General features: G+C 74.4%; 11 protein-coding genes. 4 read left to right on the top strand and 7 right to left on the bottom strand.

The features are described from left to right. Nucleotides 1–102: 102 nt before the first annotated feature. The 7 genes from murD to rsmH form a co-directional block, all read right to left on the bottom strand. The gene (murD, locus tag ACLIYP_RS24860) at nt 103–1,548 is read right to left on the bottom strand and encodes a UDP-N-acetylmuramoyl-L-alanine--D-glutamate ligase (protein WP_412715343.1); all 1,446 of its coding nucleotides are present in this window, start codon (nt 1,546–1,548) and stop codon (nt 103–105) included. After that, nucleotides 1,545–2,603: a phospho-N-acetylmuramoyl-pentapeptide-transferase gene (gene mraY / locus ACLIYP_RS24855; protein ID WP_093655209.1), complete on the bottom strand. Its 1,059-nt coding sequence runs from the start codon at nt 2,601–2,603 to the stop codon at nt 1,545–1,547. Before mraY ends, murD begins: the two co-directional genes overlap by 4 nt. Continuing rightward, nucleotides 2,603–4,033: a UDP-N-acetylmuramoyl-tripeptide--D-alanyl-D-alanine ligase gene (locus ACLIYP_RS24850; RefSeq protein WP_412715342.1), complete on the bottom strand. Its 1,431-nt coding sequence runs from the start codon at nt 4,031–4,033 to the stop codon at nt 2,603–2,605. The genes mraY and ACLIYP_RS24850 overlap by 1 nt, the downstream gene beginning before the upstream one ends. Further along, entirely contained in the window at nt 4,030–5,763 is a 1,734-nt protein-coding gene (locus ACLIYP_RS24845) for a UDP-N-acetylmuramoyl-L-alanyl-D-glutamate--2,6-diaminopimelate ligase (RefSeq protein ID WP_412715344.1), read from the bottom strand. Before ACLIYP_RS24845 ends, ACLIYP_RS24850 begins: the two co-directional genes overlap by 4 nt. A gap of 34 nt (nt 5,764–5,797) precedes the next feature. Next, entirely contained in the window at nt 5,798–7,759 is a 1,962-nt protein-coding gene (locus ACLIYP_RS24840; protein ID WP_412715341.1) for a peptidoglycan D,D-transpeptidase FtsI family protein, read from the bottom strand. Beyond that, nucleotides 7,756–8,049 carry a hypothetical protein gene (locus ACLIYP_RS24835; protein WP_412715340.1) on the bottom strand — a complete coding sequence of 98 codons (294 nt, stop codon included), beginning with the start codon at nt 8,047–8,049 and terminating at the stop codon, nt 7,756–7,758. Before ACLIYP_RS24835 ends, ACLIYP_RS24840 begins: the two co-directional genes overlap by 4 nt. 137 nt (nt 8,050–8,186) lie before the next feature. Next, nucleotides 8,187–9,143, bottom strand: a complete 957-nt coding sequence (gene rsmH, locus ACLIYP_RS24830) for a 16S rRNA (cytosine(1402)-N(4))-methyltransferase RsmH (RefSeq protein WP_412715339.1) — start codon at nt 9,141–9,143, stop codon at nt 8,187–8,189. Between the two features lie 417 nt (nt 9,144–9,560). On the opposite strand from rsmH, the gene ACLIYP_RS24825 reads away from it, so the two are divergent. From ACLIYP_RS24825 to ACLIYP_RS24810, 4 genes are all read left to right on the top strand, one after another. Beyond that, nucleotides 9,561–10,091, top strand: a complete 531-nt coding sequence (locus ACLIYP_RS24825; protein WP_412715338.1) for a beta-class carbonic anhydrase — start codon at nt 9,561–9,563, stop codon at nt 10,089–10,091. Between the two features lie 141 nt (nt 10,092–10,232). Next, nucleotides 10,233–11,258 (top strand): AAA family ATPase, encoded by a 1,026-nt coding sequence (locus tag ACLIYP_RS24820; RefSeq protein WP_412715337.1) that lies wholly within the window; start codon nt 10,233–10,235, stop codon nt 11,256–11,258. Next, nucleotides 11,258–12,607, top strand: a complete 1,350-nt coding sequence (locus ACLIYP_RS24815; protein WP_412715336.1) for a DUF58 domain-containing protein — start codon at nt 11,258–11,260, stop codon at nt 12,605–12,607. The genes ACLIYP_RS24820 and ACLIYP_RS24815 overlap by 1 nt, the downstream gene beginning before the upstream one ends. Next, nucleotides 12,607–14,799: transglutaminaseTgpA domain-containing protein (locus tag ACLIYP_RS24810; protein ID WP_412715335.1), on the top strand; the 2,193-nt coding region annotated here is incomplete at its 3' end. The genes ACLIYP_RS24815 and ACLIYP_RS24810, both read left to right, overlap by 1 nt.

The following is a 14,799-nucleotide window of genomic DNA, read 5'->3' as shown; positions in this document are numbered from 1 at the left end:
CCAGGCCGGCCGCGGCAGCCGCCGCGGGCGTTGCTGGTGGCTCGGCCGTCATCCGTCCCCTCCTGTCTCCCCGGGCCGGCCCGCGGCGCGGGGACCGGCGGGTTATCGCTCCCGCGCCGCGGGCCGGTCCGCGGCCAGGTCGCGGACCGCGGCGGCGAAGGCCTCCCCGCGCGCGTGGTAGTCGGTGAACATGTCCATCGAGGCGCAGGCCGGAGCCAGCAGGACGGTGTCCCCGGGGCGGGCCAGCCGGGCGGCCTCGCCGACCGCCGCCGCCATCGCCCCAGTGTCGGTCCGGTCGAGGTCGACGACCGGGACATCCGGGGCGTGTCGCGCCAGCGCTTCACGGATCAGCCTGCGGTCCGCGCCGATCAGCACCGCCGCGCGCAGCCGCTCGGCGGCCCCGGCGACCAGCTCGTCGAAGACGGCTCCCTTGGCCAGTCCTCCGGCGATCCACACCACCGGGTCGTAGGCCTTCAGGGAAGCCTCGGCGGCATGGGTGTTGGTCGCCTTGGAGTCGTCGACGTAGGCCACTCCGTCCACGTCGGCGACGTGCTCGATGCGGTGCGGGTCGGGCCGGAAGGCGCGCAGTCCGTCGCGCACCGCTCCCGGCTCCACGCCGAAGGCGCGGGCCAGGGCGGCGGCGGCCAGGGCGTTGGCGATGTTGTGCGGGGCGGGCGGGTCGACGTCCGCCACCTCGGCCAGCTCCTGCGCCTGCCTCCGCCTGTCGGGGACGAAGGCCCGGTCCACCAGTACGCCGTCCACGACGCCGAGTTGGGAGGGTGCGGGGGCGCCGAGGGTGAAGCCGATCGCCCGGCAGCCCTCCACCACGTCGGCGCGGCGCACCAGTTCCTCGGTGAGGGGGTCGGCGGTGTTGTAGACGCAGGCGACCCGGTTGCCCTCGTAGATCCGGCCCTTGTCGGCGGCGTACGCCTCCATCGAGCCGTGCCAGTCGAGGTGGTCGGGCGCCAGGTTGAGCACCGCGGCCGAGTGGGGGCGCACCGAGGAGGACCAGTGGAGCTGGTAGCTGGACAGCTCCACCGCGAGCACGTCGTACGGTTCGCCGCCCAGGACCGCGTCCAGCAGCGAGACGCCGATGTTGCCGACCGCCGCGGTGCGCAGCCCGGCGGCCTCCAGGACGGAGGCGAGCATGCGCACGGTGGTGGTCTTGCCGTTGGTGCCGGTGACGGCCAGCCAGGGTGCGGCGCCGGGGCCGCGCAGCCGCCAGGCCAGCTCCACGTCGCCCCACACCGGCACCCCGGCGGCCGCGGCCGCCGCGAACAGCGGCTTGTCCGGCCGCCAGCCGGGCGTGGTGACGACCAGTTCGGTGCCCTCGGGCAGGGTGGCCCCGTCGCCGAGGCGCACCGCGGCCCCCAGCTCCTCCAGTTCGGCGGCCTGCCGCCGGGCGCGCTCGTCGTCGCCGTCGTTGACGACCGTCACCTCCGCGCCCAGGGACCGCAGCACGCGCGCGGCGGGGATTCCGGAGACGCCGAGGCCTGCGACGGTGACGTGCTTCCCGGCGAACTCCTCGCCGACGGGGCCGCGCGTCATTTCCCGGCCGCCCAACCGGCGTAGAACAGGCCGATTCCGACGATCACGCACATGCCCTGGATGATCCAGAAGCGGACCACGACCAGCACCTCGCTCCAGCCCTTGAGCTCGAAGTGGTGCTGGAGCGGTGCCATTCTGAAGACCCGCTTGCCCGTCAGCCGGAACGAGCCGACCTGGATGACGACGGACATGGTGATGAGGACGAACAGGCCGCCGAGCAGGGCGAGCAGCAGCTCGGTGCGGGAGACGATGGCCAGGCCGGCCAGCGCGCCGCCCAGCGCCAGCGAGCCGGTGTCGCCCATGAAGATCTTGGCGGGCGAGGTGTTCCACCACAGGAAGCCGAAACAGGCGCCCATCAGGGCCGAGGCGACGACCGCGAGGTCCAGCGGATCGCGCACCTCGAAGCAGCTCGGGCTGCCGGTCAGCGCGCAGGAGTCCTGGTACTGCCACACCCCGATGAAGGTGTAGGCGCCGAAGACCATCACCGAGGCGCCGGTGGCCAGGCCGTCGAGGCCGTCGGTGAGGTTCACGCCGTTGGACATCGCCAGGATCATGAACAGCGCCCAGATCACGAAGAGCACCGGGCCGATCGACCAGCCGAAGTCCTGGGTGAAGGAGAGCTTGGTGGAGGCCGGGGTCTGGCCGCGGGAGTCGGCGAAGTTGAGCGACAGGACCGCGAAGGCGATGCCGACGATGAGCTGGCCGAGCATCTTGGCCTTGGCCCGCAGGCCCAGGCTCCGCTGCTTGACGATCTTGATGTAGTCGTCGAGGAAGCCGACCAGGCCCATGCCCGCCATCAGGAAGAGCACCAGGACGCCGGAGAACGACGGCTGCTCGCCGGTGATGACCTTGGTGAGCGCGTAGGCGATCAGCGTCGCCAGGATGAAGGCGATGCCGCCCATGGTGGGGGTGCCGCGCTTGCTGTGGTGGTCCCGCGGGCCGTCGTCGCGGATGTACTGCCCGTAGCCCTTGCGGGCCAGCAGTTTGATCAGCAGCGGAGTGCCGATCAGGGTCAGGAAGAGCCCGATGACCCCGGAGAAGAGGATCTGCCTCATCATCGGCCGGCGACCTCTCCCCTGCCCTCGGCGGGGATACCCCTGCCCTCGACCAGCGCGAGCGCCACCTTCTCCAGGCCGGCCGACCTGGAGGCCTTCACCAGCACGACATCCCCCGGCCGCAGATCGTCGCGCAACAGGTCGATTGCCGCCTGCGCGTCGGACACGTGCACCGACTCCTCACCCCACGAACCCTCGTTCTTGGCGCCCATGTCGATCCAGCGGGCCTCCCGGCCGCCGACCGCCACGAGCTTGCTGACGTTGAGCCGGACGGCCATCCGTCCGACCGCGTCGTGCTCGGCGAGCGACTCCTCGCCGAGCTCGGCCATCTCGCCGAGCACCGCCCACGTGCGACGCCCCTTGCCCATGGCGGCGAGCGCGCGGAGGGCGGCCCGCACGGACTCGGGGTTCGCGTTGTAGGCGTCGTTGACGACGGTCACGCCGTCCGAGCGCTCGGTGACCTCCATCCGCCAGCGGGAGAGCGTGCCGGCCTCGGAGAGCGCGGTGGCGATCCCTTCGGCGGGCATGCCCAACTCGTGGGCTACGGCGGCCGCGGCGAGCGCGTTCGACACGTGGTGCTCACCGTACAGGCGCATGGTCACATCACTGCACCCGGTGGGGGTGTGGAGGGTGAAGGCGGGCTGCCCCTTCGGGGTGAGACGGACATTCTCGGCACGGATGTCGGCCTCCTCGGCCTCGCCGAAGAGGAGGACGCGTGCCTCGGTGCGGGCGCGCATGGCGCGCACCAGGGGGTCGTCGGCGTTGAGGACGGCGACGCCGCCCTCGTCCGCCGGGGGGAGGGACTCCACCAGCTCGCCCTTGGCCAGGGCGATCTGCTCCCGGCCGCCGAACTCGCCGATGTGGGCGGACCCGACGTTGAGGACCACGCCGATGCGCGGCGGGGTCAGTCCGGTCAGGTAGCGGATGTGGCCGATGCCGCGGGCGCCCATCTCCAGCACGAGGTGGCGGGTGCCCTCCTCGGCGCTCAGCGCGGTCAGCGGCAGGCCGATCTCGTTGTTGAGCGAGCCGGGGGTGAAGACCGTCGGGCCCAGCCGCCGCAGGAGCTGGGCGATCAGGTCCTTGGTGCTGGTCTTGCCGGCGGAGCCGGTGAGGGCGACGACGGTGGTGCCCAGCCGCCGCACCACATGGCGGGCCAGGGCTCCCAGGGCGGCCTCCACGTCGTCGACGACGATCGCGGGCACGCCGACGGGCCGGGCGGCCAGCACGGCCGCCGCGCCGTCGGCGACGGCGCGGGCGGCGTAGTCGTGGCCGTCCACCCGGGCCCCCGCGAAGGCGACGAAGAGGGCGCCGGGGCGCACCTCCCGGGAGTCCTTGACCACGGGGCCGGTGACGGTCGGCTCCGGGTCCGGTATGTCGTGGACACGGCCGGAGACGATGCCGGCGATCTCTGCGGGGGTCAGCGGGATCACGACGCGCTCTCCCCGGTGTCCCCGTCGCCCTCGGCGCCCGCGGCGTTCCGCCCCGCGTCCCGCCGGGCGGCCATGGCCCGCTCGACGGCCTCGCGCAGCACCTCGCGGTCGTCGAAGGGGCGGATCACCCCGGCGATGTCCTGGCCCAGTTCGTGGCCCTTGCCGGCCACCAGCACCGTGTCCCCGGGCTCGGCCCGGGCGACGGCCGCCGCGATGGCGGCGGCACGGTCCTCCTCCACCAGGACGGTGCCGCGCTCGTGGACGGGGACCTCGGCCGCGCCCGCGAGCATGGCGGCGAGAATGGCCAGCGGGTCCTCCGAGCGCGGGTTGTCGGAGGTCAGGACGGCGGTGTCGGCCAGCCGGGCCAGTGCGGCGCCCATGGCGGGGCGCTTGTGCGGGTCGCGGTCGCCGCCGCAGCCGAGCACCGCGTGCACCCGGCCCCCGGTGACCTTGCGCAGCGCGCGCAGCACGGAGTCGACGGCGTCGGGCTTGTGCGCGTAGTCCACGACCGCCAGGTACGGCTGGCCGGCGTCCACGCGCTCCAGGCGGCCCGGTACGCCGGGCACCGCGGCGACGCCCTCGGCCGCGGTCTTCAGGTCGATCCCGGCGGTGACCAGGGCGGTGATGGCCGCCAGCGCGTTGGCGACGTTGAACGGGCCGGGCAGGGGGGCGGCGGCGCGGACCGTCTCGCCGTCCGGGCCGATGACGGTGAAGGTGGAGCCGAGCGGGCCGATCTCCACGTCGCTCGCGCGCCAGTCGGCGTCCGGGTGGCCCTCGGCGGAGAAGGTGGTGACGGGGACCTCGCTGACCCCGGCGGCCAGCCGCTGCCCGTACTCGTCGTCGATGTTGACCACTCCGGCGCGGGAGCGGGCCTTCGTGAACAGCTGCGCCTTGGCCCGGAAGTAGTCCTCCATGTCCGGATGGAAGTCCAGGTGCTCGGGGCTGAGGTTGTTGAAGACGGCGACGTCGAAGACGCAGCCGTCCACCCGGCCCAGCACCAGCGCGTGGCTGGAGACCTCCATGACCACGGAGCGCACCCCGCGCTCGCGCATCACCGCGAACAGCGCCTGGAGCTCGGTGGCCTCGGGGGTGGTGCGCTCGGACTTGATCCGCTCGTCGCCGATGCGGGACTCGACCGTGCCGATCAGCCCGGTGGCCTCCCCCTCCTTCGCCGCGGCCCGCAGCCCGCCCTCGACGAGGTAGGCGGTGGTGGTCTTGCCGGAGGTGCCGGTGATGCCGATCTGCAGCAGGTCCCGGCCCGGGTCTCCGTAGATGGCGGCGGCCAGGTCGCCCATCACATCGCGCGGCTCGGTCACCGTCAGCACCGGCAGACCGGTGGCGGCGGCCCGCTCGGTGCCCGTGGGGTCGGTGAGCACCGCGACGGCGCCCAGGCGGGCCGCCTGGACGGCGAAGTCCGCGCCGTGGAAGCGGGCCCCCGGACGCGCGATGTAGACGTCGCCGGGGCGTACGGCGCGCGAGTCGTGGGTGATGCCGGTGACGGCCGCGTCGCCCTCGGGGGCCGCGACCCCCAGCCGCCGGGCCAGCTCCGCCAGCGGCACGGGACGGACCCGCTCCGGGCGGGGCGGGGCCGGGGGCAGGGATGGGGTCTGATCAGCGTGTGGCACGGCGGTGAGCGTACCCGCCGTGCCGGGCCCGCCGCGAAGCGAGGGGCCGGGTGTGCCGGGCGCGCCGCCGGTGGCGCCGGGGCTGTTGCGGGGGAGGTCGTCGATGGTTCTCACGGTCGCTTTCCGGTCGGTTCCCGGGTCAGTCCCCGGGGTCGAAGGTGACGGGCAGACGCGGGGGCTCGGCGCCGGTCGGGGGGATCCGCAGGGCCTTGAGCGCGTACTTCATGACCTGCTGGTACACCGGGCCGCACACCTCGCTGCCGAAGTAGCTGCCCTTCTTGGGGTTCTGCACGGCGCAGTAGACGGTGACGCGGGGATCGTCGGCCGGGGCGAACCCGGCGAAGGAGGAGGTGTAGCCGTTGTAGCGGCCCGTCTCGGGGTCCACCCGGTTGGCCGTGCCGGTCTTGCCCGCCACCCGGTAGCCGGGGATCCGCGCGGTGGTGCCGGTGCCCTCCATGTCCGCCACCACCGACTCCAGCATGGCGGCGAGCGTCGTGGCGGTCTTCTCGCCGACGACGCGGGTCCGCTGCGGCTCAGGCGCGGGCTTCCACTCCCCGTCGGGCCCGGTGGTGCCGCGTACCAGGGACGGTTCGACGCGCACGCCCCCGTTGGCGATGGTGGAGTAGACCGAGGCCGCCTGGACGGCGTTGATCGACAGGCCCTGGCCGAAGGGGATGGTGTACTGCTGCGAGGCGTTCCAGTCCCCGGGGTCGGCGAGGATGCCGGGGGTCTCGCCGGGGAAGTCCAGTCCGCTCCTCTGCCCGAGGCCGAACTTGCGCAGGTAGGAGTGGAGCACCCGGTTGGCCTCCGCCTGGGTGTCGCCGAGCTGCTCGACGGCCAGGATGGTGCCGATGTTGCTGGACTTGGCGAGCACCCCGTTGAGGGTGAGGTACCAGGTGGGGTGGTCGACGTCGTCGGCGAAGCTGCGGTCCGCGCGCGGCAGCCGGTTGGGCACCACGACGTGGGTGCCCGGAGTGGCCACGCCCTCCTCCAGGACCGCGGCCATGGACATCACCTTGCTGGTGGAGCCCGGCTCGTAGGCGTCCTCCACGGCGCCGTTGCGCAGTGCGGAGGCGCTCGCCGTGGACAGGTCGCCGGGGTCGTAGCCGGGCGCGTTGGCCATGGCGAGGATCTCGCCGGTGCGGACGTCCTGGACGATCACGTAGCCGCTGTCGGCGTCGGACTTCTCGACCCGCTCCTCGATGGCGCTCTGCGCGGCCCACTGGATGTCGCGGTCCAGGGTCAGCTCCACGTCCGAGCCGGGGCGCGCGGGCTGTTCGTGCTCGCCCGCGGTGGGCACCTGGCGGCCGCCGGACTGGGCGTAGGTGATCTTGCCGTCCTTCCCGGCCAGCACCTTGTCGAACTTCGCCTCCAGGCCGCCGCTTCCCTTGCCCTCGGAGTTGACGAAGCCGAGCACGGCGGCCGCGAGGTCCCCTCCCGGGTAGACCCGTTTGGCGTGCTCCTCGGAGTACACCCCGGCCAGTACGTGGTGGCCCCCGCCGGCGCGCTGCCGGCCGGCCAGCACGCGCTTGAGGTCGGTGATCTGCCGCCAGACCTGCGGGGACTGCTGCCGGGCCAGGAGGACGTAGCGGGTCTCCTTGCGGGAGAGCCGCTCGGTGAGCGTCTCCTCGTCCACTCCGAGGACGGGGGCGAGCAGCTCGGCCGCCTGGGCGGGCGCGTCGGGGACCTTCGTCTGGTCGGGGGTGAACAGGTAGGGGTCGGCGGTGATGTCGTACGCGTCGACCGTGGTGGCCAGGGCGACGCCGTCGCGGTCGGTGACGGTGCCGCGCTCGGCGGCGAGCGGGACGGTGATGTAGCGGTTGACGTCGGCCTTGGCGGCGTAGGTGCTCGCGTCCACGGCCTGCACCTGGAGCAGGCGCACGGTGAAGGCCAGCATCACCAGGGTCAGCAGGACGCCGAACAGCCTCAGCCGGGGCCGGGGGCTGCCCAGCCGTACGGTGCCGGGCCTGGGGCGGGGTGCGCGGGCGGCGGGCCGGGGCGCGCGGGCGGAGCGGGACGCGGCGGCGGAGCGGGACGCGGCGGAACGCGGGGCGGGCTGCGCACCGCGGGGGCGGCGGGGGCGCTGGGGGCGTTCGCTCACGGGGCCTCCTCCCCCTCGGGCGCGGCGGGGGCCGGTTCGGGCATGCCCCGGACGGTGCCGTCCGGGAGGATGAAGGCGGGGTTCCCGCCGGGCACCAGGCCCAGCTCCCCGGCCCGTTCGGCCAGCGCGTCCGGGGCGGAGAAGGAGTCCAGCTCCTGCTGGAGCGCCTGCTCCTCGTCCGCCAGTTCCCCGGCCCGCTTCTCCAGCTCCCGGAGTTCGAAGGATCCCTGGTTGACGGCCGAGTTGAGCAGCAGCAGGGCCAGCAGCCCGGAGCCGAGCAGCAGGACCACCAGCAGTACGAAGGGGGCGCGGGCCGGTGCGGAGGGGGCGCCTGCGGGAACCAGTCGCGCCAGTCTGGCCAGTCGCTGCTGGGGCGTCGGGGAGGCCGGTTTCCCGGCGGTCCCGGGTGCGGCCTTCGGTGCGTCCTTCAGGGCTCCTCCCGGATGCGCTCGGCGCCGCGCAGCCGGGCGGGGGCGGCGCGGCGGTTCTCGGCGACCTCTTCCTCGGTGGGCAGTTCCGCCCCCCGGGTCAGCAGCCTCAGCCGGGGCTGGTAGCGCTCGGGGACCACCGGCAGCCCCGGTGGCGCGGTGCTGGTGGCGCCCGCGGCGAGGACCTGCTTGACCAGGCGGTCCTCCAGCGAGTGGTAGGACAGGACCGCGATCCGGCCGCCCACCTCCAGCGCGGCGACGGCGGCCGGCAACGCCCGCTCCAGCACGGCCAGTTCGCCGTTGACCTCGATTCGCAGCGCCTGGAAGGTGCGCTTGGCGGGGTTGCCTCCGGTCCGCTTGGCGGCCTGCGGCAGCGCCTCGCGGATCAGCTCGACCAGCCGGGCGCTGCCGGTGAAGGGCTCCTTCTCGCGCTCTCGCACGATCGCGGAGACGATCCGCCTGGCCTGCTTCTCCTCGCCGTAGGCGCGCAGGATGCGCACCAGTTCACCGGGCGGGTAGGTGTTGAGGACCTCCGCGGCGCTGACGCCCCTGCTCTGGTCCATCCGCATGTCCAGCGGCGCGTCCCTGGAGTACGCGAAACCGCGCTCGGCCTCGTCGAGCTGCATGGAGGACACGCCGAGGTCGAACAGGACTCCCCGCACGCGCGGCACGCCGAGCCGCCCCAGCACCTCGGGCAGTTCGTCGTAGACGGCGTGCACCAGGGCGGCGCGGTCGCCGAAGCGGGCCAGGCGCTCGCCGGCCAGTTCCAGCGCGGCCGGATCGCGGTCCAGGCCGATCAGCCGGACGTCCGGGAACTGCGACAGCAACGCCTCGCTGTGACCGCCCAGTCCGAGGGTGCAGTCCACGACGGTGGCGCCGGGCTCGCCCAGGGCGGGGGCGAGCAGGTCCAGGCAGCGCCGGAGCATGACCGGGACGTGCCGCTCGTTGGTGCTCACTGGACTCTCCTTGAGCGGGCCCGTACGGCCTGGTCCCCGCCCGCTCGCGAAGGGGAAGAGCGGCGGTCGGCACCGGGGAAGGGGCGCCGGCCGGCCGGGAGCGGGAGGAGGCCGGGCCGTACGCGGCCGTACGCGCGCCCGCGCACATGGGGATCTCGGGATTCGGCAGGGGAGCCCGGCGCTTGCCCGGCTCCCGCTTCGCGTCACTTTAGTCCACTCGTCCCCCCGGTCAACCAACTGGTCAGGCGCGTCACGGCCGCTTCCCCGCGCGGGCGCGCCCCGGAAACCGCGGCCGGTTCCACCCGCACGGAGGACCGCGCGCCACCGGTGTGGGTTACCTCACACACCATGCGCGTTGACCGGCTTTGCCCGCCCCGCACCGAGCCGGGCGGAGACGGGACGGTTACGGTCGTAGGCATGCCATCGTCTTCCTCCGAGGGGCCGGTCATCGACCGCCTCGTCGCAGCCAACCAGCGTTACGCGGCCGAGTTCGCCGACCCGGGGATGGACGCCCGGCCGGTGCTGAAGGTCGCCGTCGTCGCCTGCATGGACGCCCGGCTGGACCTCCACGCCGCCCTCGGCCTCGAACTCGGCGACTGCCACACCATCCGCAACGCCGGCGGCGTGGTCACCGACGACGTCATCCGCTCGCTGACCATCAGCCAGCGCGCCCTGGGCACGCGCTCCGTCGTACTGATCCACCACACCGGCTGCGGCCTGCTGAACCTGACCGAGGACTTCCGGCACGAGCTGGAGATGGAGGTCGGCCAGCGGCCGTCGTGGGCCGTCGAGTCCTTCAAGGACGCCGACCAGGACGTGCGGCAGTCGATGGAGCGGGTACGTACCTCACCGTTCCTGCTGCACACCGGCGACGTACGCGGCTTCGTCTTCGACGTCACCACCGGTCTGCTCCGGGAGATCGATCCGGCGAACGGCCCGGAATCGTGACGCGTGAGGCTGTGTAAGTGAAGAATGCCTGAGTGACGGCCCTCCCCCGCGGGTACCTGCTGCGAGGGAGGCGCCGGTTGTTCGGGGATGGCCGGCCCGCCGCGGGGCGGACCGGCCCGTGAGCGGGCCGAGGAGGGCCGGGTGACGACCTATGACGAACGAGCTGATCTCAGCGATCTGACCGCCACGGCGGACCGGGTGCGCCGGTCGGTGGAGAGCGTGATCGAGGGCAAGCCGGAGGTCGTACGGCTCTCGCTGACCGTGCTGCTGGCCGAGGGGCACCTGCTGATCGAGGACGTACCGGGCGTGGGCAAGACCATGCTCGCCAAGGCGCTGGCCAGATCCGTGGACTGCTCGGTGCGCAGAATCCAGTTCACCCCCGATCTGCTGCCCTCCGACATCACGGGGGTGAGCGTCTACGACCAGCAGCACCAGGAGTTCGAGTTCAAGCCGGGCGCCATCTTCGCCCAGGTCGTGATCGGCGACGAGATCAACCGCGCGTCCCCCAAGACCCAGTCGGCCCTGCTGGAGTCGATGGAGGAGCGGCAGGTCACCGTCGACGGGCGCAGCTACGAACTGCCCGACCCGTTCATGGTGGTGGCCACCCAGAACCCGGTCGAGATGGAGGGCACCTACCCGCTGCCCGAGGCGCAGCGCGACCGCTTCATGGTGCGGGTGTCGATCGGCTACCCCAGCCCCGAGGCCGAGCTGCGGATGCTCGACGTGCACGGCGGGCCCTCGCCGCTGGACGACCTCCAGCCGGTCGCCCACGCCCACGAGATCGCCAAGCTGGTGGAGGCGGTGCGCGGCGTGCACGTCTCCGAGCCGGTCCGCCGGTACGCCGTCGACCTGGTCGCCGGCACCCGCGGCCACCCCGAGCTGCGCCTGGGCGCCTCGCCCCGGGCCACCCTGCACCTGCTGCGGGCGTCGAAGGCGGCGGCGGCCCTGGCAGGCCGGAACTTCGTGCTGCCCGACGACGTGCAGGCACTGGCCGTGCCCGTGCTCGCGCACCGGCTGCTGCCCACCGCCCAGGTCCAGCTCGGCGGGCGCACCTCCGAGCAGATCGTCCTCGACATCGTGCGGCGCGTTCCCGTGCCCGCGTCCAACTACCGGGAGGCGACCTCGCAGCCCCCGCTGTACGGCCGGCCCTCCCGCCGGGGGCTGTGATGGACGGCCCCGGCACAGCCGCCCGGGACGCCGGCGGCGCGGACGGGAGCCTTCGGGCACAGGAGCACCGGGGTTCGCTGCGCGCCGCCCTCACCGGGCTCACCACCCGGGGGCGCTCGTTCCTGGCCGCGGGGGCGGCCGCTGTGGTGTGCGCCTACGTGCTGGGCCAGGGCGACCTGCTGCGGGTGGGGGTGCTGCTGGCCGCACTGCCCCTGGTCTGCGTGGTCGTGCTGCACCGCACCCGCCACCGCGTGGCGGCCTCGCGGCGGCTGTCCCCCGTCCGCGTGCCCGCCCGGGAGGAGGCCCGCGTGCACCTGCGGCTGGACAACGTCTCGCGGCTGCCGACCTCCCTTCTGATGCTCCAGGACCAGGTCCCCTACGTCCTGGGCCCGCGTCCGCGCTTCGTCCTGGACCGGATGGAGCCGGGCGGCCGGCGCGAGGTCTCCTACCGGGTCCGCTCCGACCTGCGGGGGCGCTATCCGATAGGCCCGCTGCAGCTGCGGCTGACGGACCCGTTCGGCATGGTGGAGCTGACCCGGGCCTTCAGCTCCCACGACACCCTCACCGTCGTGCCGCGGACCGAGGAACTGCCCCCCGTGCGGCTGACCGGGGAGGCGGCCGGCCTGGGCGAGGGGCGGCACCGCTCCCTGGCCATGGCCGGCGACGACGACGTGATCCCGCGCGGCTACCGCCACGGCGACGACCTGCGCCGGGTGCACTGGCGCTCCACCGCGCGCCACGGGGAGCTGATGGTGCGCCGCGAGGAGCAGCCGCAGCGGCCGCGCTGCACCGTGCTGCTGGACACCCGCCGGACGGCCTGGGCCGGCTCCGGTCCGGAGTCCGCGTTCGAGTGGGCGGTCTCGGGGGCCGCCTCGGTCGCCGTGCACCTGCTGGAGCGCGGCTACGCGGTACGGCTGCTGACCGACGCCGGCACGCCGGTGCCCGGACCGGACGGCGGCGGCACGGACACCGCCGCCGCCGACACCGCCGGGCTGATCATGGACACCCTCGCGGTGGTGGAGCACTCCGGCGAGCCGGGCCTGGCGCGGGCGTACGAGGCGCTGCGCGGCGGCGGGCACGAAGGGCTGCTGGTGGCCTTCCTCGGCTCGCTGGACGACGAGCAGACGGTACTGGCCGGCCGGATGCGGCAGCGCGCGGGGGGCGCGGTGGCCCTCCTCCCCCGCGGGTTCCGCGAGCCGGCCGCGCAGGAGGAGAAGGAGCGGTCGCTGCGCGAGGCGGGCTGGACGGTGCTGCCCTACACGCCCGGGGAGGCGCTGCCCGATCTGTGGCGGCAGGCGGACCGGTCCGCGGGCGGGGTGCCCGGGCGGACGGCGAGGAGCGGACGGTGATGAGCGTGCAGGCCCGGCTGGCGTTCTGCGCCTGGGCGGCCACCCTGGCGGCGGCGTGCGCGCTGCTGCCGCTGGTCGCCCCGGCGGGCTGGCTGTTCCAGGCCGCCCTGCTGCTGGGCGTCCAGAGCGCGGTGGGCGCGGTGGTGCGGCGGATGACACCGGCCGGACCGCCGGCGGTGGCGGCTCAGGCGGTGGTGTCGCTGCTGCTGCTGACCTTCGTCTTCGTCCGCGACGACGCGGTGCTCGGTGTGCTGCCGGGCCCGGACGCCGTCGAGGCCTTCGGCGCGCTGCTGGCACAGGGCACCGCGGACGTCGGCCGGTTCTCGATCCCGGCCCCCGTCACCGACGGCATCCGGCTGCTGCTGGTCGGCGGCGTGATCGTCATCGGCCTGCTGGTGGACGCGCTGGCGGTGACGTACCGTGCCGCGGCCCCCGCAGGGCTGCCGCTGCTGGCCCTGTACTCGGTCGCGGCCGGGCTGTCCCCGGAAGGGGGCAGCCGTCTGTGGTTCCTGTGCGCGGCGGGCGGCTACCTCCTGCTGCTCCTGGCGGAGGGCCGGGACCGGCTGTCTCGGTGGGGCCGGGTGTTCGGCGGCGGACCCGGTACCGCGCGGCCCGGTGACGCGGCGCCGCCGCCGGTGCGCACCGGGCGGCGGATCGGCGCGGTGGCGCTGGGCATCGCCCTGGTGGTGCCCGCGCTGCTGCCGTCACTGGGCGGCGGGCTGCTGGACGCCGCGCGCCAGGGGCGGGGCACGGGGGGCGGCGGCGGCACGGTCTCGGCGGTCAATCCGCTGGTCGCGCTCCAGGACAGCCTGAACCAGCCGGACAACCGCACGGTGCTGACGTACACCACCGACGCCGAGAACACCTCGGACATGTATCTGCGGATCGTGGCGCTGGACCGGTTCGACGGCACCTCCTGGCGGCCGTCGGAGCGCCGGATCACCGATCTGCCGCGTCCGCTCCCGCCGGTGCCCGGGCTGTCGCCGTCCGTGGGCACCGAGCGCGTCACCACCTCCTTCCGGGCCGCCGGCTGGTACGCCCAGAACTGGCTGCCCATGCCGTATCCGGCCGCCGAGGTGCGCATCGACGGCCGGTGGCGCTTCGAGCCGGAGGGCCGCACGCTCGTCGGCGACCGCGGGCAGACCACCCGGGGCGTGCGGTACGAGGTGGACAGCCTGGCGGTGCGGCCGACCGCACGGCAGCTGTCAAAGGCCCCGGCGCCCTCACCGCAGATCGTCGAGGAGTACACCGGCGTACCGGAGTCGCTGCCGTCCGTGGTGGCCGAGACGGCGCGGAACGTCACCGAGGGGGCGTCCAGCGACTACGAGCGGGCCGTGAGGCTCCAGGACTGGTTCTCCTCCCAGGGCGGCTTCCGCTACGACACCCAGGTGAAGGCCGGCAGCGGCAGCGCGGCCATCGCCCGCTTCCTGGAGGACCGGGAGGGCTTCTGCGTCCACTTCGCCTTCTCCATGGCCGCCATGGCCCGCACCCTGGACATCCCGGCGCGGGTCGCGGTGGGCTTCACGGCCGGGGCCTCCGACGGCGGCGGCGGGATGGCGGTGGGCCTGCAGGACGCGCACGCCTGGCCCGAGCTGTACTTCGAGGGCGTGGGCTGGACCCGCTTCGAGCCCACCCCGAGCCGGGGCAGCGTGCCGGAGTACACCCAGCCCGACCTGCCCTCCCCCGAGCAGCCGGACGTCCCCGAGCCGCGGCCGGACGACAGCGCGCAGCCGCTTCCGGAGCCTTCGGATTCCGAGGAGTGCGTTCCGGGGCAGGGCACGGAGGACTGCGGCGCGGCGGCCGTACCGCGGGACGGCGGGGCCGCCGGCGGCTTCCCGGTGGGCAGGGTCCTGCCGGTGGCGGCGGCGGTGCTGCTCGCCGCGGGGATCCTGGCGCTGCCGGCCCTGTGGCGCGTCAGGATCCGGTCCAGGCGGCTGGCGGACGGTGGCGGCCCCGGCGCCCTCGCGTTCGCCGCATGGCGGGAGACGACCGACTCCGCCTGGGATCTGGGCATCTCCCCCCAGGAGTCCGCGACGCCGCGGACGGCCGCCGCGCGCGTCGTACGGCTGGGGAGGCTGGAGGGCGAGGCCGCCGAGGCCGTGCACCGGCTGGTCACGGCGGTCGAGGAGGCGCTCTACGCCCCCCGGCCGCGGCCGGCGCAGGGGCTGGCCGAGGACGTTCGGCGGGTGCGG

The sequence above is a fragment of the Streptomyces nanhaiensis genome (genome assembly GCF_046614825.1).
Classification (GTDB): Bacteria; Actinomycetota; Actinomycetes; order Streptomycetales; family Streptomycetaceae; genus Streptomyces; species Streptomyces radiopugnans.
Note: the sequence above shows the minus strand (reverse complement) of the source record. Positions and strands in the feature narration are given on the sequence as shown.

Bases quoted from the DNA above. Each gene is read 5' to 3' on its own strand.
- murD (WP_412715343.1), bottom strand. From the start codon at position 1,548: ATGACGCGCGGCCCCGTCGGCGAGGAGTTCGCCGGGAAGCACGTCACC.
- mraY (WP_093655209.1), bottom strand. From the start codon at position 2,603: ATGAGGCAGATCCTCTTCTCCGGGGTCATCGGGCTCTTCCTGACCCTG.
- ACLIYP_RS24825 (WP_412715338.1), top strand. From the start codon at position 9,561: ATGCCATCGTCTTCCTCCGAGGGGCCGGTCATCGACCGCCTCGTCGCA.
- ACLIYP_RS24815 (WP_412715336.1), top strand. From the start codon at position 11,258: ATGGACGGCCCCGGCACAGCCGCCCGGGACGCCGGCGGCGCGGACGGG.